Genomic DNA, 25,355 nt, shown 5'->3' with positions numbered 1-25,355 from the left:
CAAGATCAACTAGGAGGTGTGATGTCGGGCTACCGCAGGACCCGCGCCGCCGAACGCGTCGTCGGTGTTTCCGCAGGCCAGAGCCGCGATGACCGGCGTCGGGTCCGGGACGCGGCCCGGTCGGTGGTCGGCGATCTGCCGGCGGCGCCGAAGCGTTCGGAGTCCCGGCCGCAGCGCAAGCGGGCCGCGTTCGGCATGCGGATCGCTGCCGCGAAAACCCCTGGTCAGAAGGTGTCCGCCGCCGCGTCGTTCCTGGCCAGCGCCCTGGCCGAGCTGCCCGCCGCGCGGGCCGACCAGGTCGCCGGACACACCGTCGAGCAGCTCAAGAACCTGGCCGAGCAACTGCTGAAGGAGGCATCGGCATGAGCACCACGACCAACGAGCAGGCCACCACGGCCCGCCGCCGCCCGTCGCCCGTACCCGTGACGGAGCGTGAAACCGCACTCCCCACTTCGCACTCCGCAGGGGTCCCCACCGAGACGGCCAGCAGCGCAGCGCGCGCAGGTGCGCGCGCGAGGGTAGCCCCGGAAACCGCACTCACGCAAGGTCACGAGGCGGCGGATTCGCCGGGGGTCTGGGACGGCCTGAAGGAGCGTCTGGCGGCGTACTGGCGGCCTCCGTCGGTGGTCGCCGACCCGCCGGCGACGCTGCTGGAGCTGATCGCCTACGCCCGCACCGGCGAGTGGACCAGCGCCGGCATCGGCCCGGTGCGCGCGCTGGGCATCGGCTACTCGTGGCTGGCCGTCGCGGCGACGACGGTCCTGTACTACGCGGCCTGGATCGTGCAGCGCCCCGGCCGCCTGGCCACCGTCACCGTCCTCTACGGGCTGCTCGCCCACACCCCGCCCGGCGCCTGGCTGCCCTGGCCCGGCTGGCTGTAGCACTTCCCGCTCGCATTCCACGGAATCCCCCCTGTTCCACCTACCTGCCTCGAAGGGAGGCACCTCATGTCCACGCTCACCCTCCTGGCCGCGCCGGCCGCCGACGCCGGGTCGTCGGCCGCCGCGTCGGCGACCGCCGTCGCCGTGGCCGTCTTCGCCCTGGTCCTCGGTCTGGTCCAGTGGAAGCGGAAGAAGACCCCGAAGATCGTCGGCTGGCTGATGCTCATCGCCGGCGCCGGTATCGCCGGCGCCGCGGGCTGGGCCGGCGACTTCCTGCGCAAGGCCGGCGAGCTGGCCGGCACGGCGATGTCCGCCGGCACCGCGAGCACGTTCGGTGTGGCGATCCCCGGCGCGATCGTCGCCGGCGTCGCCCTGTGGCTCGCTCACGACCTGTGGCCCAGCAAGAAGGCCAAGGCGTCGAAGCTCCTGCCGTGGCTCGCTCTGGCCTTCCCGACGCTGCTGGCCATCGTCGGCGGCGTGTGGGCGGGCATGGGCAGCGACGCCGTCAACGTCGTCGGCGAGGCCGCCGCCGACGTGGCCAGCGCTTTCGTGACGGCGTGGTGATCGACGTGTTCCTGCCACTCGTGCTCGTCATCGCCCTGGTGTGGGTGCTCAAGAACGCCGTCGAGGACGTCATGCACGCCTCGAAGGGCCAGAACAGCCCGCGCCGCGAGTTCTGGGACAAGCGGTGGACCGCCCGGGAGAAGCGCACCGGCAAGCCCCGCCCGAAGGCCACCGGCTTCTGGAGCAAGGGGCCGCTGCGCCGCTACCTGTTCGACTCCTGGGCCGACGCGTGGGCCAACGCCAACACCAAGCGCGCCGACCGGGTCGACGACGAGCGCGCCGCGTACGAGGCGGCCCGCGCCGAGCAGGTCGCCGCCCGCGACGCCGCTCTGGCCGCCGCCGCCGAGCAGCGCACCCAGGAGTCTCGCCCCACCCCGGCCCCCGCCCCGGCGGCCGGTCAGGCCGACGCGCAGCCGGCCCCGGCTGGCACGGCGACGGCCGTCGCCGACCCGGCGTCGATCCCGACGCCGACCCCGGAGGAGCTGGCGGCGATGTTCGCCCGCCCCTCCATGCCCAACCCCGTCAGCCCGACCGGGCAGGGGGCCCCGTCCAGCAAGGAGGCAGCACCGATGAGCACCCCCACTCCCGAGGTCAGCGGGCACGCGTCCGCGAAGAACTACGCCGACGCGATGGCCAAGGCCGCCGCCGCGGCGGTCAGCAGCCTGGAGCAGACCATCGCCCGGATGACCGCCGGGAAGGTCGGCGCCCCGGCGATCGGTCACCTGGCCCAGGCCCAGGAATCCGCCACCGCGATGGCCGCTCAGCTCAAGGCCGCGCACGCCGTGCTGTCCAAGCACGACGCCGTCGGCGAGGCGTACCAGGCCAACCGGGACGCCGGTGACAAGGACTGGATGACCAAGGAGTAACCCCGCCGGCCGCCCGGCCGGGCTTCCCCTCCGGCCGGGCGGCCACCCCGCCCCGCACCAACTTCCTGCCCGTCGAGAGTCGAGGTGATCCACGATGGTCCACACCAAGCCCGGCCTGACCGCCGTCGAGGCCATGGCCGCGCCGCCGGCACCCGCGTCGACGGGACCCACCGCCGCGCAGATCCGCGCCGACCGCGAGGCCCGCCGCCGCGACCGGATGCGCTACCGGCTGCGCCACCAGACCGCTCCGCACAAGGTCCTCGTGGCCGTGTGGTCCGCCGCGTGGCTCGCCCGCGCCGCCGTGTGGCTCACCGGCGACGCCGAGGCCGTCTCCGCCGCGACCGCCGGCACCGCCGGGCTGGCCGCCGTCATCGTCGCCATGGTCCTGCGCCGAGGCCGCACCCGCCGGGTCCGTACCTGGCTGTACACGTGCCTGGCCGCCGCCGTGACCTGGCTGACCGTCGCCGCCGGCAACGGCGTCGACTGGACCATGACCGCCGCGCTGGCCGGCATCGGCTTCGGCCTGGCCACCCCGTGGTGGCGGCACCACCGCATCCCGAACGTCACCCCGGCCACCGCGCCGACGCCGGCGTTCGACCTGGACAGCGTGCCCGCCCTGTGGGCCGCGAACGTCGCCAGCAAGGGCGGCGCGCTGCCGGAGTCGTACCTCACCGACCCGCGGATCAGCGCCACCAAGGAGCGCTACAACGTGCAGCTGCGCGCCGGCCGCCAGTCGATCGCCACCGCGATGGCCGCGCTGACGCTGATCGCCTCCGGCCTGCACGTCGCCCAGGAGGACATCGTCCTGGAGCGCCACGACTCCGGCGACGCCTCCCGGGTCGCGCTGACCGTGGTCCGCAAGTCCCCGATCAAGGTGTCGCAGCCCTACCGCGGTCCGCAGCTCGACTACGACCCCGCCACGAACATCGGCACCGTGTTCCTCGGCCCCTACGCCGACGGCGAGGGCTCGGCCCCGTGGAAGCTGTTCAGCCACAACTCCATCTGGGGCGGCCTGGTCGTCGGCGGCATCGGCTCCGGCAAGTCCCGGCTGCTGGAGGCGCTGCTGTGCTCCATGCGGGCGTCCGGGCTGGTGACTACCTTCTACGGCGACCCGCAGGGCGGCACGTCGTCGGACGCGCTGGCGAGTAACGCCACCTGGGCCGCGCGCGGCAACGAGCAGATCATGGCCATGCTGCGTGGCCTGGACCGCCTCGTCTACTGGCGCGGCATCGAGAACTCCGCCCGGGGCCGCAACGGGTTCACCCCCCGCCCGCACCGCCCCGGCGTGGTCGCGGTGCTCGACGAGTGCCACATGATCCTCAGCGACGAGGTCCACGGCGAAGAGGCCACCGCCATCTGCGAGCGCATCGGCCGCGTCGGCCGCAAGCTCGGCATCGCCCTCATCCTCGCCAGCCAGGAAGGTGACCTGCCGACCTTCGGCGGCAGCAACGGCCTGCGCAACGCGGTGCGTCGCGGCAACACCGTGGTGCTGCGCACCACCAACACCCAGACCGCCGGCGTCCTCAAGCTCGACTTCGACCCGACCCTACTGCCCGACCTGCCCGGCTACGGCTACACCGTCGCCGCGATCGGCACCACCGACCGCACCGCCCCGTTCCGGTCGTACTACCTCGCCGAACTCGACGACGACGAACTCGACGCGGTGCACGCCGGCGCCGACCCCCGCGAGGGCACCTCCCACTGGTGGCTCGCCCGCACCCCCGACGCGCCCCTGGACGACGACCTGGTCGCCCTGCGCGCTCTGGGCACCCCGTACGCCGAGCGCAACGTCGCCGTCGAGGCCGCCCGCGCCGAACTCACCGGCCAGCTCGACGACCTCATCTCCGGGCGCATCGACGCCGTCGAGTTCGCCACCCCCAAGGCCACCCCGGCCGACGCCGGGCAGGCCGCCGGCTACGGCAAGGTCGTCGCCTTCCCCGGCGCCCTGAACCTGGAGGCCCCCGCCGAGAACCCGGCCACGCCGACCACCTCGGTCGCCGCCGCGCCGGACCCGTCCGGTCTGACCCCCGCCGCGCGCGACATCTACCAGGCCATCAAGGCCGGCACCACCAAGAAGGGTGACCTGATCACCGTCACCGGCCTGTCCGACAGCGGCGTCATCAAGGCCCTGTCCGAACTCATGGCCCGCGGCGACGTCGTCAAGGCCCGCCACGGCCACTACGCCCTCGCCGGCGACCAGCCCGCCGCCGACGCCGCCGACGTCGCCGTCGACGAGCTGCTGCGCCAGGCCGTCGCCCTGGTCGTCACCACCGGCATCCCCACCCCCGCGATGCTCACCCGCCGGCTGACCGTCACCACCGACCAGGCCCGCTGGCTGCTCGACCGCATGACCGAGACCGGTGTCCTCGGCCCCGCCGGCCCCGACGGCACCCCCACCGTGCTCGTCACCGCCGACCAGCTCGACCAGACCCTCGCCGACATCGACGCCTGACCCCCGCCACCCCATCGACCGAAGGAGAACCTTCGTGGAACCGCAGTTCAACGCCGGCATCGACTCCCCCGCCGACGCCTCCCCCACCCCGACCACCCCGGCGACCCGCCGCCTACCGGCGTGGGCCACCCGGGCCGACACCTGGGTCGTCGCCGGCGTGCTGACCGTCCTGGCCATCCTGGCCGGAGGGGCGCTCTGGCTGCTGTGGAAGCTGATCACCGGCTTGATCGCCATGCTCGACGCCGGCGGCGAGATCGCTGGCGACGCCGGGCGGGCCGCCGCCGGCTGGCTGGCCACCGGCCCGATCACCCGCACCATCACCACGCCGGTGCACGCCTACTTCGACAGCCACGCCGTCGGCCTGCCGGCCACCGCCGAGCAGTTGCGGTGGGGCTGGCTCCTCACCGGCGCGGTGCTGCTCACCGCCGCCAGCCTCGGTGCCCGAGGCGCCCGTATCGGCTGGTGCCTGCACGGGGCGAGCACCGCGGCGATGGTCTGGTCCGCCAGCCCACCCGGCAACCGGGAGCTCGCGGTGGCCGTCACCGCCGCCGTGTGGTCCCTGCTGGCCGTGCCCGCCTTCGCCCGCACCCGCGCCGCCCCCCGGCACACCACCGTCGTGATCACCCGGCCCGCCGGCGCGGATTCCGCGGAATCGCAGGTGGCCCGATGACCACGACGCGCGCCGGCGCCCGGCGCACCACCAGCACCCGCCGCCCGGCCCGCCGGCCCGCCCGACGGAAGAAGACCAACGTCATGAAGACCACCGGCAAGGTCACCGCGATCAGCTGGATGGGCGCCGCTGGCGGGGCCGGCTGGTTGGTCCGGCGCGCGGCCGAGCCGACCGTCGACGCGCCGTTCGGCTACCGCGACGGGACCGGCCTGGCCCTGACCCTGACCAGCGCCGGACTCGGTATCGGAGCGTGGTGGCGACCGGGCGGCTGGGCCGGCGCCCTGCCCGGCGGCCTGGCCGACCTGTGCGCCCTGTTCGTCGGCCAGGTCACCTGGACCATGCCCGCCCTGCTGGCCGCCGGCGCGGTGCTGGCGTTCCGGCACCCCCGGGGCACCCGGGTTCGCCGCAGCATCGGCGGTGGACTGCTCACCGCGGCCGGGGTGACCGGCCTGGTCGACCTGGCCGTCGCCGCCCGCGTCCCGCACGCCGGCCTCGGTGAGGCCGGCGGCCTGCTCGGCCGTCTCGCCGGCCGGGCCCTGGCCGCCGGGATCACCGGCTGGGCGGCGGTGCCGCTGCTGCTGGCCGCCACCGCTGCCGGGCTGCTGCTGGCCACCGGCGCCACCCGGGACAGCCTGCGGGCCCGGCTGACCGGGCTGTCCCCCACCGGCACCCGCCGCCCGGCCGCCGCCCCTGCGTCGACCTCGGGCCCGGTCTGGTCGGACGACGTCGCCAAGGTGGACCCCGACGACGAGGTGGTCGTTGGTGAGGTGGTCGACCCGGCACCCGCCGCGCTCGCTCCCACGGTTCACGCCGTCCGGCCCGTCTCCCCGGCCGCGCCGGCCGCGTCGACCTCCCGCCCGGCCGAGGCGCCGGTGGCCGGATCCCGCTATCACCTGCCGCCGCTGACCCTGCTCGCCGCCGGGGCACGCCCGAAGACCCAGGACGCGGCCACCGCCGCCCACGCCCAGGCGTTGCAGGGCGTGCTGACCGACTTCAAGCTCGACGCCCGCGTCAGCGACCACCGGCGCGGACCCGCCGTGACCCGCCACGAGATCACGATCGGGCCCGGGGTGAAGGTCGAGAAGGTCCTCGGCCTGGCGAAGAACTTCGGCTACGCCGTGCGGACCGAGAACATCCGGATGCTGGCCACCATCCCGGGCAAGAGCGCCATCGGCGTGGAGGTGCCCAACGAGCACCGGGAGATCGTCACCCTCGGCGACGTCATCCGGGGAGCGGCCCGCGACCAGCACCGGCTGCTGGTGGGGCTGGGCAAGGACATCGACGGCGCGGCGGTGACCACGAACCTCGCGGCCATGCCGCACCTGCTCCTGGGTGGGGCTACCGGCGCCGGGAAGTCGGGCTGCCTCAACACCCTGCTCGTGTCGATCCTGACCCGGGCGACCCCGGACGAGGTGCGGCTGCTGCTCATCGACCCCAAGCGGGTCGAGCTGACCGCCTACGACGGCATCCCGCACCTGGTCACGCCGATCATCACCAACGCCCGCAAGGCCGCCGACGCCCTGGAGTGGGTCGTGCGGGAGATGGACATGCGCTACGACGATATGGCCGCCCACGGGTGCCGGCACGTCGACGAGTTCAACCGCAAGGTCCGCGCCGGGCAGATCACCGCGCCGGCCGGCAGCGAGCGCACCCTGGAGCCGTACCCGTACCTGGTGGTCGTGGTCGATGAGCTGGCCGACCTGATGATGGTCGCCCCCCGCGACGTCGAGGACTCGATCGTGCGGATCACCCAGCTCGCCCGCGCCGCCGGCATTCACCTGGTGCTGGCCACCCAGCGGCCCAGTGTCGACGTCGTCACCGGGCTGATCAAGGCCAACGTTCCGTCCCGGCTTGCCTTCGCCACCAGCTCGCTGACCGACTCCCGGGTGATCCTCGACCAGCCCGGCGCGGAGAAGCTGCTTGGCCAGGGCGACGGGCTGTTCCTGCCAATGGGCGCCTCCGCCCCGGTCCGGATCCAGGGCGCGTGGGTGTCCGAGGCCGAGGTCACCGCCGTCGTGGAGCACTGGCGCCGCCAGGCAGGCCCCGCCTACGACCCGACGGTCACCGCCGCCCCGGCCGCCGACACCACGGCGACCGCCGAGGCCGTCGACGCCGCCGGCGTGGACGACGCCGACCGGGAACTGCTCGTGCAGGCCGCCGAGCTGATCGTCACCAGCCAGTTCGGCTCGACCTCGATGATCCAGCGCAAGCTGCGCGTCGGGTTCGCCAAGGCCGGCCGGCTCATGGACGCCCTGCACCAGATGCGCGTCGTCGGCCCGGCCGAGGGCTCCAAGGCCCGCGAGGTGCTGCTGCGCCCCGACGAGCTGCCCGCCCTGCTGGCCACCCTCACCGGCCAGCACGCCGACACCGACGGCGCGGCCACCAACGTGGTGCCGTTCCCGCGCACCAGCCGCTAACGCGGCGCGGGCGGCCCCCCTGCCTTCCAAAGCCGGGGCCGCCCGCCAACTCCCCATCCGCAACAGACGACAGGAGTCCTACTCATGGTGCCCGATTCGGGTGACCCGACCTACCTCGGCGCGGCCTACGCCAGCGACCACGACCCGCGCGGCCAGCGCCGTCACTTCCAGATCCCCACCGCGGGCGCCCACGCGGTGCTTGTGGAGGTCTCCCCCGGCCTGGCCGACAGCACCTCCCGGTGCACCCACCAAGCTCACCTAGATCAACTGCTTGGCGTTGGTTCTTCGCTGGAAACTACGGGCGGGCCCCGAGGACCGCTACGGCGAGCTGTACGCCCACGACGGCGACGGCGCGGCCGTGCACTGCGACACCGTCCACCTGCCCGCGTGATCACCCCACGCACCTCGCACGGGCGGCCTGATTCGTCGGGCCGCCCGTCGTGGTGCCCACGGCCGGAAATCCTTGCCCGGAAAGGCTGTCCAGCTAGTACCGGTATGTACGTATTTCGACGCGGAGTCTACTCAGGACAATCACTTCGTGGGCGTGTTGGGGCCCCCGTGACGGTCTGCTTCACCGTAAGATCCACGGGTTACGTTCAGACTTTGATCTTGAGGGAGCGCCCGCGCTCAACCCCTAACTGCAGACAGCAAGAGAGCCCCACACCCCCGTTTCGTTTGGCCGCGAGTTCGGGGTCTGAGGCTCCAACAAGCTCGGAGGACACCATAGCATCCACCTCCGGGCTGGGTGCATCTTTGTCTCTCGACACTTCTTCGGCGTGTCGCGCTGAGTCCTTTGCGCGCCCAGTCCCGCCCCTCCACGTCGCCGCAATTGCCGCAGGCGGTCTTTGCCTGGCGGTGCCGCGATGATCGCCACGCCCCGCTCGACCACCCTGTCGCCAGATCGGGTCACCGCCCTCGGGTACTGCCCGGACTGCTACGCCACCGGCACCGTCTCGCTGGTCGTGGCGGGCCAGTCCCGCTGCCACACCCACTTGGCCGACCAGCGGCTACTGGTGGAGTTCACGGGCACCGGGCAGGCGCGCCTGGCCTCGACCCCCGGCGCCCGCCGCCGTCCGGTTTACCCGACCGGTCTGCAGACGCCCTGTGTGTCCTGCGCGGCGGCCGGCCGGGACAAGCAGGGGCTCCCCCGCGACGGTGAGGGCTCCGAGGCGCTGTGCTGGTCGTGCTGGCGCAGCCGCACCGATCGGCAGGGCGCACGGCAGCGTCAGCGCCTGGTGGCCGAGCTGCGCGAGCGCCTGGACGTCGACGAGCCCGCCGGGTGCGCGGCGTGCAGTGAACCCGAGCCGGTGCCGACGTGCTGGCTGTGCGGGTACTCCTGGCTCGCCCAGGCTCGCGCCGACCACGAGCACGCCGTGGCCCTGGAGGCTGCCGCCACCGCCGCGCGGTTCGCGCAGCTTGCCGAGGTGACCGAGGCCCGCGAGCGCGTCGACGCCCTGACCGCCTGGACCAACCGGCTGGCCGAGACGGTGACCGCGTTCCAGACCGGCGAGAGCTGGGGCCGGCCGGTGTGGCTGCTGGCCGACGCGCTCGCACGCGACACGGCCGCCCGGGTCAGCCGCCGAGGCCGGCGCTCCGCCCTGGGCCGGGTCTGCGCCGTCATGGCCGTCAACGCCGACCGCCGCTCCGGCCGCCGCGCCATGCCCGGCCGGGCTGAAACCGCTGAGCTGGCCGGCTGCGACTCCACCCGCCCGGTCACCGATGCCTGGCGCCGCGCCGAGGCCCTGGGCTGGTGCATCCGCACCGAGCAGGGGCGCCGACTCAGCTACGCCGAGCGGTGCGCCACCGGCCGCGCCCAGGCCCGCGCCACGTTCGACATCACCCCGCTGCACCGCGGACCGCTGCACCACAGCGACCCGGCCGCCCGGGACGCCTACCTGGCCGACGCCCTGGACATCCTGGCCGGTCTGCTGGAGCACGCCCGCGGCCTGCTCGCCGCTGCCCAGGAGCGCGTCGACGCCCTCGAAGCCCGTGCGGGCGGCTGGGTCGACTACCGCGAGCAGGTCCGTCGCCGGCGGATGCGCCATGCCGTCGCCAGCGTCCGCGATCAGGCCCGCCACCAGGCCACCAATTTCCGCACCCCCCACACGGTGTCTTCAGCTATGAGTGTTTACTCCTGCTTGTCTCGGGGTCTGCTGATCTCGCCGTCGATCGCATCCGCTCCGTCGCAGAACCGGCGAAGCCGGAGGAAGGACGGCGCTTCGCGCTCATCAACGAGGAGCGGAGTCGATCGCGGCCCTGCCAGGTTACACCCTGTACAGCGTCCTAGGCCGGCTCAGAGGCCCGGTGGCGCGTCACGACGGGCCCGGCCACGTCCTGAGTGGTCGGAATGGGCGTACGACCTCGCACGGGCCGTTCAGGGCCGGTGGGTGTGGCTGCGCCGCGCTCCCCTGCCTCGGGTTGCGGCCACGCTGGGCGCCGCACTCGGTCCGGACTGGACGGCCGAGGCGCTCGACGCCTGGGTCCGGCGGGCCCGGACCCGTCCGCTGCTGGCCGAGCCCGACAACCCCACGGCCTACCTGCGCGCTCTGCTCGACGAGGCGATGACCGGACCGGCCGAGCCGCCGTACCCGACCCGTCGGCACGCCGAGCACCGCCGCGCCCTGGTCGTCGAGCAGGCGGCGGAGCAGCAGGAGCGTCGCAGGGCCGTCCGTGAGGCCCAGCGCCATGATCGGGGCGCCGTGGCACCCGGACGGCGGAGCGCGGCGGCGGAGGCCGCCCTGGCCTCGGTCCGTGCTCGTACGCCGGGACACCTTCGACGGGCCGATCGCGCCGCCCTGCTCAACGCCGCGCCGCTCGCCGACTGCGACTGGCCTGCCGTCGCCCAGCCCGGCGCCGGACTCCCCCACGGTCTCGACGAGTCCTAGCGACCACGCCGGCGGGCACCGGGGTCAGGTCGACCCTGACCCCGGTGCCCGCGGGGGTCACGCCTTGGGTCGGCGTCCGCGCGGTCGGTCGGCCGGGAGGTGAGCGTCCAGGGCCGCCACCACCACCTCAGACCGGGTGATGCGACCGCCCAGGGAGCGGGGGCCAGCGCCGAGCTGCTGCTGCACCCACCCGACCAGGGTGTCGATGACCTGGAGTTCACCGGCCAGGGGCCGGATCGGCAACTGCACCCGGCGGACCTTGGCCGCCGCCGTACGCCGCTGCGTGGAGGTGCGCCACGGGAACGGCTCGCTGGCGTCGGTGGCCACTGGCCGGCGCGCGTCGGCGACCAGGCGAGGCAGCTCGGCCAGATGCGCGCGGAGCGCGTCGAGGACGAGTTCGGTGTTGCTGCTCGAGTTACGCCGTGCCCGCTCGAACCGGGCCATCAACGGCGCCGGGACGCTGAGGACCGTCGGGCTGACCGCCAGCGCGGCGGGATCGTCCATGTCCACCGACAGGTCCGGCATCCCGGCGGCTGGGGCGCGGCCCGTCGACACCTCCTCCGTCGTCGGCGCGGACGCTGCCCGCGTCGGAGCGGCGGGCGCAGCCTCGGTACGGCCAGCGCCGGCCGCCGGCGGTTCCTCGGCGGCCGCGGGCGCCGCCTCAGCCCGGGTGGCAGGGGCCGGGCTCGCTGATTCCGTGTCATCAGGCACGCGGGGGCTGGTCGCCGGCGCGGTCAGCGCCGCCACCGCCGAGGTGCGGTCAGCGCTGACCAGCCCTGCCAGAGAGGACCCACGGGTGCTGCCGAAGCCGCGGAGCTTGGGCGCCGGCGGGGTGTAGGCGTCGGTGTTCTCCTGCTCGCTCACGTTCACCGCCCCAACTGGCTGAACCGGGTGAAGACCTCGCCGGCGAGGTCTTCGTACTCCTGGGCGACCTTCCCGGCCTCGCTGCTGGGCACCGGCCGGCCCTTGGCGGTGCCGGCGCGAACCTCCCACCACTTCGGGCCCACCACCTGCTCCAGCTCGTGCACGAGCTGGCCACGGTCGCGGCAGGCCTTGGCGACCGACGGCATGTAGCGGATGACGGAGTTGAACACCAGGGCGTCGGTGCCGGCGGCGCGCAGGTCCTCCTCCAGCTCGCGCCGTACCTCCCGCCGCTGCCCCACCTCGTCGCCCTGGCGGTTGACGCGGTACTGGAACCCGAACATGGCCACGCCCAGCAGCTCCAACTGCTCGTTGATCGTCAGCGCCCGACCGAACCGCTCCGCGACGCCGGACAGACCCTGCCGGCTGGCCTGGTCGAAGCTCACCGGCACCAGTGCGGCCCGGCTCGCGACCAGGACCAGGTCCTGCAGGTTGATCTCACGCGGCGGGCAGTCGATCAGGATCCAGTCGTACTCATCGGCGACCGTCGCCAGGACCTCCGCCAGAGCGAGGCGGGCCTGGTGGGCGTGGCCCCGCGCCGTCTTGCCGAAGATCATGCCGTTGACCTCGTCCAGGGCCGACCCGCCGGGGATGACGTCCAGCCACGGGCGAACGTCGCGCAGCCGGTGCGGCACCGTCCCCGCCTGCAAGGCCGTCATCAGCCCCTTGCCGTCGTCGCCCACCTGCACGCCCTCCGGCACCCGCCCGTCGACGGGGACGTCCTCCGGTTTGAGGTAACCGAGGTCCAGGCCGAGGTTGCCCTGCGGGTCGCAGTCGACCAGGAGCACCCGCCGCGGGGAGTTCGCCTGCTCCGCCGCCAGCGCCAGCAGACCTCCCAGGTTCGCGGTCACCGATGTCTTGCCCTGGCCGCCCTTCCCGTTCAGCACCGCCAGCACGCGGCCGAGGGACGGCCGTAGTCGACGCGACAGCTCCATCGCCGCCACGAGGTCGGGATCGGCGCCCACCATCTGCCCGAACGTCATCGGTCTGCCTTCTCTCATCGCGCAGGTTGCGTCTTCGGCCGTGTGCCTATCACCCACGAGGCCCATCGCGCCAGGTGCCGCGCGCCGGCGCGCGCCGAAGATCACACCCACGATGACCAGCAACATCGCCGGTCAACACGCGAGCGGTCGCGCAACCAAGCTCGCCTACCAGTCCACGCACGATAGGGCATGCGATACGACGCGCTATAGAGCACGCAACAACACTCATCACTTGACAAGCCATATTGTCAGCACCAGAGTGGACGGTATGACAAGTCACGTTGTCCACGAGAGTGGATCAGCTACGTCGAGAGAGAAGGTGAGCACTACGGCACACACGAACGTGCACGACATCGACCGCCAGGTGGTGCAGGACCTCGTTGCCGATCTGGCGTCGCGTATCACGGACCAGACGGCGTGCGACAGCGCCAGTACAACTCAGGAGCGGATTCACCTGCGGCAGCTCACTGCCTTGGTGGTCATCCGTGCAGCGGCGGAGGAGCTGGCCAACGCCGCCGCATCCGAGGCCGCGCGATGCGGCGCCAACTACCCGGCGATCGGTGAAGCGGCCGGGATGACGCGGCAGGCCGCGCGTGTCCGGTGGCCGGGTCTGGTCGACCGGACGCGAACGGTCAGGAAGCCCAGTACGGACGCGACAGAAGCAAGCAAATCGATGGCCGGTAGGGAGGATTCGTGACGGTGCCGAAGGAGGGTCAGTTGCACAACGAAGAGGCCACTGATTCCCAGGAATCAAGCCCGGTAGTCGTCGCGCCGATGCGACCGGAGTCGGCCGAGCTGTCCGACGTCATCACCCACCCGGCGAACCCGCGCAAGGTGCTGGGTGACCTGGGTGACCTGGAGGCGTCGATTCGGGAAGTCGGCGTCATTCAACCGCCGGTGGTGCTCCCGGCGGACCGAGTCGCCGCGGCGTGGCCGAAGCACGCTGAGGAAATCGCCGGCGCCAAGTGGGTGGTGCTGGTAGGCGCCCGCCGACGTACCGCAGCCGGCCGGGTCTACGGGGACGACCCGGAGGCCACGCTCAACGTGCTGGTCCGCGAGGACGCCATCGCCGACGACCCGCTGGCGCAGTTGGACGTGATGACGGCGGAGAACGTGGCCCGAGCGCCGCTGAGCCCCGTCGAGGAGGCCCGCGCCTTCGCCGAGCAGGAAGCCGCCGGGCGGAAGCAGCGCGACATCGCGGCCAAGGTCGGCTGCTCGCAGTCGCACGTGTCCAAGCGGTTGAAGCTGCTCAAGCTGCCCGAGGCGATGCTGGCCGCGTTGGAGACCGGCCCGAGAGCCGACGACGACCAGGGCGACGCGCAGGAACCGGCCCTGCAGATCAAGGACGCGCTCGCGTTCGTCGAAGCCGCCGGAGGCGACCAGGAGCTGATGCTCGCCGCGTACCAGCTGCGCGACGACCGCCGGGCCCGCTGGAGCGCTGCGGACCTGGTCAACGAGATCCAGCGGATCCGCGAGCGCCAGGCGGCGATCGACGCGGCCAGCAAGAAGCTGGCCGCCGAGGGCACCCCGGTCATCGCCGACCCACTCAAGCAGTTCGGCAACGACTACTGGCAGCGCCGCCTGACCGGCGCGAAGGCGGTCGACGCCGCCCGCAAGGCCGGCGAGCTGGCCGCCGGCGTCGACTCCTACGGGGCGGTCACGTACTACTCGACCGGCCGCAAGCCCAAGGCCGCGGACAACCGCAGCCCCGCCGAGCAGCAGCGGATCACCGACGAGAGGGAGCGCCGCAAGTCGATGACCGCCCGAGCCGAGGCCGCCGCGCTGCTGGCCGCCCGGGCGCCAAAGCTGCCGAAGTCGGCGGAGGACATCATCGACGCCTGGCTGTGGGCGCCCGGCAACGAGTGCGCCCAGCTCGCGCACCGGTGGCTCGTCGCCGCCGGCGTCGGCCCCGACCCGGCCCTGCCCAACTACCGCTGGTGGGAGGACATCCGCAAGGCGGACTGGAGCACGCGGGTGCAGGCCGCGCACGCCCTCGGGATCGCCCGCCGCGAGGTGCAGGCCCGCGCCACCTACCGGTCCTGGACCGAGAGCGACAAGGCGTGGCTGGATCGCCTCGTCCAGGAGGCCGGCTACACCCCGAGCGAGTGGGAGCAGGCACGCCTGGCCGCCATCGACCCGCCGGACGGCGAGCCCGCCGGCCAGGTCGACGAGGCCCCGGAGCGGGTGTCGCTGTCCTTCGACGCCGAGGACGCGTGCTGCTGGCTGCTGCACTACGACCTGCGGGTCGACGAGCCGGCCGCGTACGCGGAACACCTGACCGACCCCGACGACGTCGACGCCGCCCAGGCATGGGCCACCGAGGTGCTCGCCGAGCGGCACAGCATCGAGGTCACCGGCTGGTCCGACGGGCAACTGCTGCCTGGTCGACCGGCATACCTCGCGGTGCACGCCGGGGACCCGACCGCCATGGCGGCCGGGACCGGGCCGGTGACGGAGTGGCGGCTGGTGCACGACCCGGTCGACGAACTGTGGCTGCTGCTGGCCGACGACAAGCCCCACGCCGACCACGACACCCTGACGGCCGCCGACGTCGACCAGGCGTGCACGTGGGCCACGGGCGTCCTCGCCGACGCCGGCGTGGTCGGCCACGGGTGGACCGCCCGTGCCGACGGCAACGCGACGCTCGAGTACGTTGCCGACCTGACCGGGGAGTGCTGAGGTGGCCGATCACGGCTTCGGCTGGGAGCAGCTCCGCGAGGTACCCATGCTCGACCTCGCGCCCGGCGACACCTGGGTCCAGCCCGCGATCGGATCGACGTGGTCAGCCGGCCCGGACGGTCGCCTCGCCGGCTGGGACCACAGTTGGCACACCCGGCCGCCGCGCGGCAGGGCGTTGACGGTTCTCAGCCGGGACGGCGACGTCATCACCATCCGCACTCACGAAGGAGAGCAGAAGACTGTCACCATCCCTCGTGACCGGCAGGCGGATGTGCTGCTGGTTGACCAGCTCGGAGAGCAGCGCCGTGGTTGGACCGCCCGGACGAACGGCGCCGCTCCCGCCTCCAGCGCCGGTGCGGGGGCGATGATGGCGGCCGGGGAGGTCGGCTCGCACGCTGCCGCCCTGACCTACACCGCGGCGATGAGCGCAGCCGCCGCGGACACCGCCACGAGCCTGGAGAGCACCATCGCGGCGATGGTCCGCCGCCAGGTCGGTACCGACGCGATCGGGCACCTGAGTGCGGCTCGGGCCGAGGCCACGGTGATGGCGAGCGCGCTTGCCAGCGCCCACGAGATCCTCACGAAGCACACGGCCGTCGGCGAGGCATACGCCGCCGCGCCGGACGCCGGCGACAAGAACTGGATGAGCGACGACGCGGGCGGCCGGCACCGCGTCCCCGAACCCCGAAAGGACACCATGACCTCTGCACATTCGCCTGCTGGCGAGGACACGGAACGACCCTCATCGGGCGTCGCCGACCTGCTCGGCTACGCCGACGGCGACACCTGCCACGGCACCGATCAGGTGGCCAGCGTGGCCGGCCCCGCCACCGTGCTGGCGTTGATGGACTACGGCGACGGCGGCGACCGGTGGGACGGTGGCCGGTACGTCGCGGTCGGCACCTCCCCGCACCGGTGGAACCCGGTCACCAACGCCGAGGACGTCGACAGCGGGCAGCCGACGGGCTACGCCGCTCCGCACCTGGACCCGGCCGAGGCCGAGGCCGCCGCCGCGCACCTCGACGAGCTGGCCGACCTCGCCGAGGCCGGTCACCGCCCGGCGAAGCCCACCAAGTGGAGCCGGGCCGCCGACAGGCTGGAGCACCTTCTCGCCGGCGACGCCGACCTGGCCCGGGAGAAGGTGACCGTCATCGACGACGAGCTGCCGGTCACCGTGCGGGACCTCCTGGGGCTGCTGCGCGACAAGCAGCCCGCCACCGGGCCGGCGACCCGCCGCCACGTGGCCACCACGGCGATGCGGGAGGCCGGTGGGGACGTCGGGACGCTGTGGATGGACCTGGTCGACCACGACGGCGCGACCCGGGTCGCGGTCACCGGTGTGGAAGGCGACGAGGACCCCGCCGCCGACTTCTGGCAGCCCTACACGGCCCAGCACACTCCGGCCGAGGCCCGGGAGCTGGCCGGCAAGCTGCGCGCTTTCGCCGTTGGCGCCCGGGAGGCTGCCCGTGGGGTGCTGTACCTCGGTGATGGCGATGACGTCGGGTACCTGGACTGGTCACTGCGGACCTCCGACGGCGGCCGGAACCTGGAGATCGGCGCCGGCGCCGACGCGGTGAACTTCGACCTCAACCCCACCCAGATGCGGGAGCTGCACGACGCGCTCACCGCCACGATCACCGCCGACGACTTCGCCGACGCGCCCGGCGCCTACTGGCCGAAGGAGAACGACGAGCAGTACATCGACTGGTCCGACTTCGAGTACGAGCGCGGCTTCAGCCTGGTAGCCGGCGACGGCACCCGCACGGTGAACCTCACCCTGACCATGAAGCAGTTGCAGGCATGGCGGGACCGGCTCGCCACCGAACTCGCCGACGGGGACACGCAGTGACCTCCCCGCGGCGGGTCCGAGTGCTCGGCGACCTGTACCACGGGCGGATCCCGGCCGGAGCGGTCTACGTCGGCCGCGCCGCGCCCGGCCTGCCGGCCAGCCGGTACGCCAACCCGCACCGCGTCGGCTCCTGCCGCCGCTGCTGCCGAGAGCACGACCAGGCCGACGCGGTGGCCGCGTACGCCGACGACCTCGACCGGCAACCGGACCTCGTGGCCGCCGCGCGAGGGGACCTCGCCGACGTCGACGTCGCGTGCTGGTGCCGCGAGAACGTGCTCCTCTGCCACGGCGAGGTGCTGCTGCGGGTCGCCGCCGGCGCCGCGCCCCGCACCGCCCTGGAAGCCGTACTCGGCGGAACTACCGCCGCCATCCCACTGTTCGCGCGGTCGGGGTCGTGCTGGAACACGACCCCGACCACTACCTCCGGAACCCGAAACCACTGACCAGCAACCCCGAGAGACCCGAAAGGCAGACCCATCATGACCGACCTCCGTACCTACACCGATCCCGACGTGTACCTGCGCGGCGTCGCCGAGGGCTGGGCCGACCCGCAGACCGACCCCACCCGCATCGACTGGCCCGCCCGCCAGGCCGCCGCCGCGATCCCCTTCAAGGTCGTCAACGGCCGGCCGGTCAACCCGGTCGAGCGCACCGGCATCCGCTACGGCCGCAACCAGCTCGGACACTGGGGCGAGCAGCAGTGCGCCGACGCTCTCGTGGAGATCACCGACGCGGACGGACACCGGTGGATCGTCATGATCAAGCGTGGCGACGGGCACGGCTGGGCGCTGCCCGGCGGTCACGTCGAGCCCGGTGAGACGCCCGCCACCGCCGCGTTCCGCGAGCTGGCCGAAGAGACCGGCATCCAGTTCGACCGGATGCTGGAGCCCTACGAGCAGCAGGATCCGCGCTACGTGCCCGACCCCCGCGCCTCCGACGAGGCATGGATGGTCACCCACCTCGTGCGCTTCGACATGTGGGACGGCTGGAAGACGCTGCCCAAGATCCCCGGAGCCGGTGACGACGCCGTCGACGTCGCATGGATCCGCGCCGACAGCTACGCCGACCTGGCCCGGCACCTGGCCACCAACCACCAGGGCATCGTCTTCCCCGCCCACCAGCAGATGCTCGCCGACATCCTCGGCGGTCCGACGTGGCCGACGCTGAGGATGGTGGCCACCATCGACGGCATCGCCCTGAGCGACATCGGCGAGGACGGCGACATCGTCGCCGTGGGTCACCACGACCCGCGACGGATGCTCACCGCGCTGCGCCGCTACGCCCGCGAGTCGTGGGGCGAGGCCCTGGCCCCGGCCGACCCTGCCAACCCGTACGCACAGATCCACCACGAGTGGGTCGTCAACACCGGCGACACCATCGCCGGCCCGGAGCAGGAGTGGTGCCTGGAGTCGGCGCCGGCCGACGCCCCGGGTGCGTTCCCGGTGACCCGCTGGTACGAGAGCTGACCGACCGGGGGCGGATCGCCGGCCGGCGCGACTGCGCCGGCCGGCCCGCCTCCGGGGCTACGCGCGGGTCACCGGACACCATCGCTGTCGTCGATGATCTGGTTGAACAGCACGATCGCCCCGCCGACCGCCGTGCCACCGGCGAGCAGGGCACCCGCCCAGCCACCGCCAGACGCGATGGTCAGCCCGGCAGCCGCGCTGCCAACCAGCAGGCTCAGCGCCAGGACGAGGCTCGCCCGCACGCTGAGCAGGTACGGACGCCCGACGGTCCGCGACTCCTTCGCCACCTTCGACTCCAATTCGGATTGGGTCTTGACTCCACGGCACCGTACACTATGGTTCGAAGTCGTTGACGACTCCGTTTCGGAGTCGCGGGAGAAGGGATCGTGTGTGGCGACGCTGGACGCTGACAGGTCGGTCGGGGAGTACTTCGCGATCAACCTGCGCAAGATCCGTGAAGAGAAGGGCCTGTCCCAAGCCGAGCTGGCGCAACGGATCAAAGACCTCGGCCACTCCTGCACCCAGGCGACGATCTGGAAGCTGGAGCAGGGTCACCGCGAGCCCAAGCTCACCGAGGTCGTAGCCATCGGCGCCGCGCTCGACCTGTGGAGCTGGACCGAGTTGGCCGCCAAGCCCGCCACGTTCGACGCCGCGACGGCGCTGGATCGGTGGCGGCGCCGAGCGTACGAGTTGGCCGAGCAGACCCGGGCCGCCGCAGCTGCGCAGATGGACGCACTGGTTCAGCTCGCGTTCGCCGTCAAGGCGGCCGAGGACGCCGGGCTTTCGGTCGAGTGGGCGAGGAAGCGCGCCGGCGGATTCCTTGAGTTGACCCCCGAGGTGACGGTGCTACGCGAGGTGCTAGCCGCCCGGGCCGCCGAACAGTTGGAAGGCGAAGAGCGCGATCGCCGGTGGGCCGAGGAAGACCGCCTCGTGGAGCAGATCGTGAACGCGCTCGAAGGCTCGGGGGTGCCCCTGGTGATCAAGCCCGACGACATTGAGCTCGTGGGACCGAACTCGCCGCGCGACGACGACGTCGGGGCGGACGGCTGACGCCAGGGGGTCGCCCCTGATTCCCCGGAATCCAGCCTCCCCGCCCATGCCTTCATAACTGATCTTATCGAGGCATGAAATTGTCTGACCCGACCCGTACCGTCAGGCCCGTTACCAACCCCCAGGAGGAACGTGTGAGCACCAACAGCAGCACCACCGAGAAGACGGTGGACATGGCGGCCGTCCGGCAGCTCGTCGACCGCGCGGTCAAGGCGGCGGTCCCGGCACACCAGATGACCACTCGCAAGATCCGGCCGGAGTCGGACTACGGCTTCCCCGAGCCGCGGCCCCTCGCCGGCCTGCAGGCCGCGCTGTCCGTGGCCCGCCTGGCGCAGGCCCAGGCGTACTCGTTCGCCAAGGGACTGCGCGGCGAGGGTTCCTCGTGGGACGAGATCGCCGACCTGCTGGAGATCGAGTGGTCCGAGGACTACGTCCAGCGGGAGCGGGCGTTCGAGCTCGTTGCCGGGCCCGTCTCCAGCTACGGCTACGACCGGTACGTGTTCTTCACCTGCGGCGGCCCCCGCGGCTGCGGCGAGAGCATCACCGACCGCGGCCCGTACAACGGCTACCCCTCCGACAACGAGGACGGCCACGCCGAGGGCTGCCGGCGGCTGGCCGCCGAGGTCGAGGCGTACCGGCGGGCGCAGGATGAGCTGGAGCGCCGCGCCGAGGTGATGGATGAGGCGCAGGCCCGCGTCACCGACACGTTCGGCAAGGAGACGGTGGCGCGGGTCCGGTACGTGCAGTCGCACGGCGGCCGGTACCAGGGCTGGTCGACCAGCGAGACCCTCGCCGTCGCCCTGGTCCTGCGCGACGACGAGCAGCTCGCCGCGGTCGGGTACGCCAGCCCTCAGGAGGCGATCCGGCGGATCGTGTCGGGCATGTCCACCCCGCCCCGCGACCCCGCCGCATGGCTGGCCACGGTCCGGGCCGCCGCGACCGGGCTGCAGGACTGATCACCACGGACCAGAGGAGACCTTCATGGACCACACCCATCCCGCCGCGGGCGCAGATGACGACCTGGCCGGGCAGGCGATCGAGGCGCTGACCTCGCTGGCCCGGCAGACCCGCGTTCGCGGCGCCGGCACCCCGGCCGAGGCGACCGAGCCGGTCGACTTCGCCGACCTGGCCGCCCAGGTGCTGACCTCGGTCGCGGCGAACCTCGGCGGCGTCGAGACGCTACTCGCCGGCCGGCCCGGCTCGTGGGAGGCCGACCTCGTGCGCCGCCTCATCGAGGGCACCACCTCCGAGGACCGGATCCTGGCGTGGCGCACCGAGCCGTACCGGATCAGCCTCAACGTCGACGACGTGTTCGCCGACTTCGGGATCTCGCAGCTGTACGACGCCGACCTCGACGCGGCCATCGAGGCCGCCAGCGCCGACGGCCTCAGCGAGGCGCAGGCCGACGCCGCCGAGGCGCGCGAGACGGCGATCGAGGCGCTCTACCGGCAGGACCGCGACGCGTACGCCGCGGCGTACCTCGACGTCGCGCGGGCCTGGCTGGAAAAGCGCGGCCTCACCACCGGCGTCGAGCTGATCCGCACCGACTACGACCAGCCCGGCCGCCGGCTGGACTCCCAGCCGAACTGGAACGGCCTGGACGACGCGCTGGACCAGCACGCCCGCGAGAACACCCCGCTGCCGCAGACCGGCGCCCTACCGGACTGGTCCGGCGGCGAGCCGGTCGACGCGATCCGCGCCGCCGGCCGCACCTACGCCGAGCGCGTCGACCAGGCCGCCGCCGGCGAGGCGAGCGCAGCCCCATCGACCTGATCAAGTACGGCTACTTCATCTCAGGTGGCGTGGGCCGGGACCACCGGTAATGGTCCCGGCCCACGCACCCGATCATCCCCCGAGCGCACAGGAGGACGCATCGCATGACCATCGACAGGCAGACCCTCGCCGACCAGCAGGAGGCGGCCGCCAGGGCCGTGACCGACGTGTTGGCCCGCATGCCTCGCGAGTTCGCCACGGCGGGAGAGCTGGCCGCACTGATGGCGGCGTTGCCGGCCGACACTCCGGTCAGTGTCGCCTGGACCGTGCACGTCGATCCGGACCTGCCGCCCGGCCCGACGGTCACCGCGCATACCGCTGCCGGCATCACCCTGCTGGAGCCCGACCCGGTCGACGTCGTCGATGACAACGGCCAGGTCCGCTCCTACGGCCGGCTGACCCCCGGCGTCGAGCTGACCGCGGTCGTCGTCGCCGAGGGCCAACCCGCACCGGCCAAGACCGTGGCCTACCAGCCGTACGAGCGGGCCCAGAACGCCCTGGGCGTCGGGGATGTCGAGACCACGCTGACCGCGCTGGTGGAGCTGCTGAAGTGGATGGCCGACCTGCTGCCGGACACCCCCATGGGCGAGGACGGTACGCCGGAGACGGTGGCGCAATGGGTCACCGACGCCGGCATCCGGGCGCGCCTCGGCATCGAGGCGACGCGGCTGAACTACAGCGCCGAGCGGCTCACCAACCTGCGCAACGACCTCACCAACCGCGAGGCCGCTCAACTCGCCGAGGACGACCCGAAGTGAGCGCCGCCGTCGACATCAGCCCCCAGCCAGCCCGCGAAGCCGAGGTCCGCCTCGCCGACGTCCTGGCCGCGATCGCCGCGATCGACCCGTCCCGGCACGGCCACACCGGTCCGGACACCCCGCAGATCACCGCCGCCTACGCGCAGCGCAACATCCTGATCTGGACCGCCCTCGCGCTCGCCCACGAGGCCGGCGTCCCGGCCGGCGTCGGCCACGACCCGACAGACCCCCGTCCCGTCGTGGTCTACCTGGAGCTGCCCACCGGCCAGGTGTCCTGGCACCTGCCCGCCCACCCGGCCGGCTGGGACGGGCACAGCACCACGGCGAAGTACGTGCGAACGGCGGCGTTCGTCGACCTGGTGGCCGGGCCGTGATCCGGGTGCGGATCGTCGCCGACGACGTCGACCAGGCCGACGCCGCCGCGCTGGCCATCGGCCGGGCGCTCACCGTCACCCGGGAAAACCCGCCCCGTCCGCGCCGCTCCGGTGACGGCGTCACCGTCTACCTGCACGCCGAGCTACCGCCGGTCGACCTGGACGCCGCGGACCGGGCAGACCCCGGCAACCGGTGCGGCCGGACCGGCTGCGGCCAGTACGTGCCCCTCGATGAGGCCCTGCCGGTGCCGACCGTCGACGACGACGGCGTCCGGTACGCCCGCTGGCATCCGGCGTGCCTGCGCGCCGAGCAACGCGAACGGAGGACTCGGTGACCGTCCTGTCCGGCGAGGTGCTGCCCGCCGTTCCGGCCCCCCACGGTGGGGCCCGCACCGTGGGGGGTGCCGCCGGCGACGAGCTGGAGGAGCTGCTGCGCGAGTGGCTGATCGGATACGCCTCAGTCCACACCCGGGCGGCGTACCGCCGCGACCTGCAGCACTGGCTCGCCTTCCTGGCCGCCTCCGGCGTCGACCCGCTCACCGAGGCCCGCCGCGTGCACACCCACGCCTGGCTACGCGCCCAGGAAGCCTCCGGCACCGCTGCCGCCGCCACCCGTGCCCGCCGCCTCGCCGCCGTATCCGCGTTCTACTCGTGGTTGATCGCCGAGGACCGCACCGACCGGGCCAACCCCGCCGCCATCAATCCCAAGCAGAAACCGAAGACCGACCCGACCCGGCCGAGCACCGCCGGCCTGTCGCGTACCCAGGCCGAGGCGCTGCTCGCCGCCGCCGACGCCGACACCGGCCCCCAGGCCGCCCGCACCGCGGCGATCGTCGCCCTGCTGCTCTACACCGGGCTGCGCGTGGGAGAGCTCGTCGGCGCCGACGTCGAGCAGCTCGGCCACAACCGCAACCACCGCGTCCTGCGCTTCACCGCCAAGGGCGGCGGTGAGCACCTGGTCGCGCTGCCGGCCCCGGTCACCCGCCGCCTGGACGCCTACCTCGCCGGCCGGCCCGACCTTGCCGAGGCCCGGGTGCCGGTGCCGGCCGGGCAGGCCGGGGCCCGGCCGCGCCGGCCCATGGTCGCCACGGCCAGCGGCGCTCGCGTCGACCGGGGCGCGGTGTGGCGGCTACTACGCCGCCTGGCCACCACCGCGGGGATCCCGGTGAAGATGAGTCCGCACGTGCTGCGCCACACCTGCGCCACCCTCGCCCGCGACGCCGGCGCCCGCCTGGAGGACGTCCAGGAGCAACTCGGGCACGCCGACGCCCGCACCACCCGCCGCTACGACCACGGCGGCCAGCGCCTCGACCGGGCGCCCGCCTACACCCTCGCCGCGTACCTCACCGCCGACGACGGCGAGCATTCCGCGGAATCAGCAGATGAGGAGGCGGCATGACCACCAAGGCACGCACCTCCGCGGCGGTGACCGCCTGGACGGAACTCAACGACCGCCAGCAGGGAACCCTGCGCGCGATCTACCTGATCGATCAGCGGAACGAGGAGAATCGGCGCCGGGAGGCGGCCCGCGGCAGGTTCGACGGCACCCCGGCGGTGGAGTGGCGGCGCATCGACTTCGCGCACGACCCCTCCGACCGCCGGCTGGTCGGCCTCACCGAACTGCAGTCCCAGTTGGAGCTGCACGGGTGGGACAACCAGGGCAACGGCTCCACGATGGCCGCACTGGCCAGCCGAGGGCTGATCACCCGCAACATCCGGGGCACCGCGTTCGGGGTGATGCACACCGTGGCGCTGACCCGGGCCGGCCGGGCCGCCGCCCGCGCCGGCACCTCCCTCGACACCGGGGCGAAACCGAAGGTCGGGCTCAGCCAGCGCGCGTGGGAGGTCCTAGCCCTGCTGTGGACCGCCGACCAGCGCGGCCAGCCGCTGACCTGGGGCTACTCCGCGACAATCGAGCACGTACTGATCGAGCGGCACATACCGCCGCTGGCCGAACCGTGCCCGGACGGCTACCGCATCACCGAACGAGGCCGCGACTTCTACCGCAACCAGCACGCCGCCCACTGCGCCGCGTACCCCACCGTCGTCGCCCCGCACCCCGACGGCGCCGACGCCGAACCGTGGCCGGCGCGCGCCGACGAACTCCTGGACCAGCACCGGAGGCTCTACCAGGCGCTGGTCAAGGCGTGGAGCGCCGTGCGCGAGTTGCACCTGGCCGCCGAGAGCGAGGCCAGCGCCGAGCCGCCGGCGCCCGCAGCGATTCTGCCCGCCGCGGTGACCGAGCAGGCCGCCGCCATGCACGAGCTGTGGCAGGAGACCGGTCGGCAGCGCGCCAAGCTCGCCCACGCACACGTCACCGACCTGGCCGAACGCGCCGAGCGGGCCGCCCGCGCCTACGCCGCCGCCGCGCTGGGCGTCTACCACGCCGCCATCTCCAACGCCGACCCCCTGGCAGGCCTGCAACCGCCCAGCGACACCGACACCTGGGACGAACCACCACTGACCCTGCGCGGCGAGACCGGCATCCACGCCATCGACGCCACCGTGAAGAAGCTGCACGCCGCCGCCGTCGGCGCACCCCTGAAACGACGGGGCCCCGCACCGAAACGGCGCCGGACCGCCCTCACCCGGCGGCCCGAGCAACCACCACAGCCGGGCGCCGACCTGGCAGCGCTCGCCAACTACCTTCGCGAGCACACCTACGGCGGCACGCTGCTGCGTCGACTCCACCACTGAGGCGACGGCACCTCGCCGTGTCTCCACGCCGAGCTGCCCGCCGGCCGTGGCGGCCGACGCGCCAACCCAT

The 25,355-nt window shown here is 73.3% G+C and carries 24 protein-coding genes; 21 read left to right on the top strand and 3 right to left on the bottom strand.

Features of this window, described 5'->3' with window-relative positions:
• The first annotated feature begins 21 nt into the window (after window positions 1-21).
• The 8 genes from V6U82_RS25905 (at window position 22) to V6U82_RS25870 (ending at window position 10,735) form a co-directional block, all read left to right on the top strand.
• Complete coding sequence (locus V6U82_RS25905; RefSeq protein ID WP_334465403.1) at window positions 22-366, top strand: hypothetical protein; 345 nt, start codon at window positions 22-24, stop codon at window positions 364-366.
• A gap of 257 nt (window positions 367-623) precedes the next feature.
• Window positions 624-881 carry a hypothetical protein gene (locus tag V6U82_RS25900; RefSeq protein WP_047891154.1) on the top strand — a complete coding sequence of 86 codons (258 nt, stop codon included), beginning with the start codon at window positions 624-626 and terminating at the stop codon, window positions 879-881.
• Window positions 882-947: 66 nt separating this feature from the next.
• The gene (locus tag V6U82_RS25895; RefSeq protein ID WP_334465399.1) at window positions 948-1,445 is read left to right on the top strand and encodes a hypothetical protein; all 498 of its coding nucleotides are present in this window, start codon (window positions 948-950) and stop codon (window positions 1,443-1,445) included.
• Complete coding sequence (locus V6U82_RS25890; protein WP_334465396.1) at window positions 1,439-2,311, top strand: hypothetical protein; 873 nt, start codon at window positions 1,439-1,441, stop codon at window positions 2,309-2,311. The genes V6U82_RS25895 and V6U82_RS25890 overlap by 7 nt, the downstream gene beginning before the upstream one ends.
• A 94-nt stretch (window positions 2,312-2,405) precedes the next feature.
• A complete protein-coding gene (locus V6U82_RS25885; RefSeq protein WP_334465393.1) occupies window positions 2,406-4,763 on the top strand; it encodes a hypothetical protein in 2,358 nt (785 codons plus the stop codon).
• A 34-nt stretch (window positions 4,764-4,797) separates the two neighbouring features.
• Complete coding sequence (locus V6U82_RS25880) at window positions 4,798-5,433, top strand: hypothetical protein (protein WP_334465390.1); 636 nt, start codon at window positions 4,798-4,800, stop codon at window positions 5,431-5,433.
• Window positions 5,430-7,850 carry a DNA translocase FtsK gene (locus tag V6U82_RS25875; RefSeq protein ID WP_334465387.1) on the top strand — a complete coding sequence of 807 codons (2,421 nt, stop codon included), beginning with the start codon at window positions 5,430-5,432 and terminating at the stop codon, window positions 7,848-7,850. Before V6U82_RS25880 ends, V6U82_RS25875 begins: the two co-directional genes overlap by 4 nt.
• 863 nt (window positions 7,851-8,713) lie before the next feature.
• Window positions 8,714-10,735 (top strand): hypothetical protein, encoded by a 2,022-nt coding sequence (locus V6U82_RS25870; protein WP_334465384.1) that lies wholly within the window; start codon window positions 8,714-8,716, stop codon window positions 10,733-10,735.
• Window positions 10,736-10,792: 57 nt separating this feature from the next.
• On the opposite strand, the gene V6U82_RS25865 is transcribed toward V6U82_RS25870, so the two are convergent.
• Both V6U82_RS25865 and V6U82_RS25860 read right to left on the bottom strand, forming a co-directional pair.
• A complete protein-coding gene (locus tag V6U82_RS25865) occupies window positions 10,793-11,599 on the bottom strand; it encodes a hypothetical protein (protein ID WP_334465381.1) in 807 nt (268 codons plus the stop codon).
• 2 nt (window positions 11,600-11,601) lie between these two features.
• Window positions 11,602-12,639, bottom strand: coding sequence for a ParA family protein (locus tag V6U82_RS25860; protein WP_334465378.1), 1,038 nt, complete (start codon window positions 12,637-12,639; stop codon window positions 11,602-11,604).
• Window positions 12,640-12,751: 112 nt separating this feature from the next.
• Here V6U82_RS25860 and V6U82_RS25855 point away from each other — a divergent pair, with 112 nt between their 5' ends.
• From V6U82_RS25855 to V6U82_RS25835, 5 genes are read left to right on the top strand one after another with little or no spacing between them, the layout of a single operon-like run.
• Entirely contained in the window at window positions 12,752-13,336 is a 585-nt protein-coding gene (locus V6U82_RS25855; protein WP_334465375.1) for a hypothetical protein, read from the top strand.
• The gene (locus V6U82_RS25850; RefSeq protein ID WP_334465372.1) at window positions 13,333-15,318 is read left to right on the top strand and encodes a ParB/RepB/Spo0J family partition protein; all 1,986 of its coding nucleotides are present in this window, start codon (window positions 13,333-13,335) and stop codon (window positions 15,316-15,318) included. Before V6U82_RS25855 ends, V6U82_RS25850 begins: the two co-directional genes overlap by 4 nt.
• 1 nt (window position 15,319) lies before the next feature.
• Window positions 15,320-17,167: a hypothetical protein gene (locus V6U82_RS25845; RefSeq protein ID WP_334465370.1), complete on the top strand. Its 1,848-nt coding sequence runs from the start codon at window positions 15,320-15,322 to the stop codon at window positions 17,165-17,167.
• The gene (locus tag V6U82_RS25840; RefSeq protein ID WP_334465368.1) at window positions 17,164-17,610 is read left to right on the top strand and encodes a DUF4326 domain-containing protein; all 447 of its coding nucleotides are present in this window, start codon (window positions 17,164-17,166) and stop codon (window positions 17,608-17,610) included. The genes V6U82_RS25845 and V6U82_RS25840 overlap by 4 nt, the downstream gene beginning before the upstream one ends.
• Before the next feature lie 36 nt (window positions 17,611-17,646).
• Window positions 17,647-18,633, top strand: a complete 987-nt coding sequence (locus V6U82_RS25835) for an NUDIX domain-containing protein (RefSeq protein WP_334465365.1) — start codon at window positions 17,647-17,649, stop codon at window positions 18,631-18,633.
• 68 nt (window positions 18,634-18,701) lie between these two features.
• On the opposite strand, the gene V6U82_RS25830 is transcribed toward V6U82_RS25835, so the two are convergent.
• Window positions 18,702-18,920, bottom strand: coding sequence for a hypothetical protein (locus tag V6U82_RS25830; protein ID WP_334465362.1), 219 nt, complete (start codon window positions 18,918-18,920; stop codon window positions 18,702-18,704).
• Between the two features lie 103 nt (window positions 18,921-19,023).
• Between V6U82_RS25830 and V6U82_RS25825 the strand changes: the two genes are divergently transcribed.
• The 8 genes from V6U82_RS25825 (at window position 19,024) to V6U82_RS25790 (ending at window position 25,285) form a co-directional block, all read left to right on the top strand.
• A complete protein-coding gene (locus V6U82_RS25825; RefSeq protein ID WP_334465359.1) occupies window positions 19,024-19,683 on the top strand; it encodes a helix-turn-helix domain-containing protein in 660 nt (219 codons plus the stop codon).
• Between the two features lie 134 nt (window positions 19,684-19,817).
• Window positions 19,818-20,639, top strand: coding sequence for a hypothetical protein (locus V6U82_RS25820; RefSeq protein WP_334465358.1), 822 nt, complete (start codon window positions 19,818-19,820; stop codon window positions 20,637-20,639).
• 25 nt (window positions 20,640-20,664) lie between these two features.
• The gene (locus V6U82_RS25815) at window positions 20,665-21,456 is read left to right on the top strand and encodes a hypothetical protein (RefSeq protein ID WP_334465356.1); all 792 of its coding nucleotides are present in this window, start codon (window positions 20,665-20,667) and stop codon (window positions 21,454-21,456) included.
• Between the two features lie 104 nt (window positions 21,457-21,560).
• Window positions 21,561-22,214, top strand: a complete 654-nt coding sequence (locus V6U82_RS25810; protein WP_334465355.1) for a hypothetical protein — start codon at window positions 21,561-21,563, stop codon at window positions 22,212-22,214.
• On the top strand, window positions 22,211-22,588 hold the full coding sequence (locus V6U82_RS25805) for a hypothetical protein (protein ID WP_334465353.1): 378 nt from the start codon (window positions 22,211-22,213) through the stop codon (window positions 22,586-22,588). Before V6U82_RS25810 ends, V6U82_RS25805 begins: the two co-directional genes overlap by 4 nt.
• The gene (locus V6U82_RS25800; protein WP_334465350.1) at window positions 22,585-22,923 is read left to right on the top strand and encodes a hypothetical protein; all 339 of its coding nucleotides are present in this window, start codon (window positions 22,585-22,587) and stop codon (window positions 22,921-22,923) included. The genes V6U82_RS25805 and V6U82_RS25800 overlap by 4 nt, the downstream gene beginning before the upstream one ends.
• The gene (locus V6U82_RS25795) at window positions 22,920-23,987 is read left to right on the top strand and encodes a tyrosine-type recombinase/integrase (protein ID WP_334465347.1); all 1,068 of its coding nucleotides are present in this window, start codon (window positions 22,920-22,922) and stop codon (window positions 23,985-23,987) included. Before V6U82_RS25800 ends, V6U82_RS25795 begins: the two co-directional genes overlap by 4 nt.
• Entirely contained in the window at window positions 23,984-25,285 is a 1,302-nt protein-coding gene (locus tag V6U82_RS25790; RefSeq protein ID WP_334465346.1) for a hypothetical protein, read from the top strand. Before V6U82_RS25795 ends, V6U82_RS25790 begins: the two co-directional genes overlap by 4 nt.
• Window positions 25,286-25,355: the final 70 nt, after the last annotated feature.

It is taken from the genome of Micromonospora sp. CPCC 205554, assembly GCF_036902745.1.
In the GTDB taxonomy this organism is placed as follows: domain Bacteria; phylum Actinomycetota; class Actinomycetes; order Mycobacteriales; family Micromonosporaceae; genus Micromonospora; species Micromonospora tulbaghiae.
Note: the sequence above shows the minus strand (reverse complement) of the source record. Positions and strands in the feature narration are given on the sequence as shown.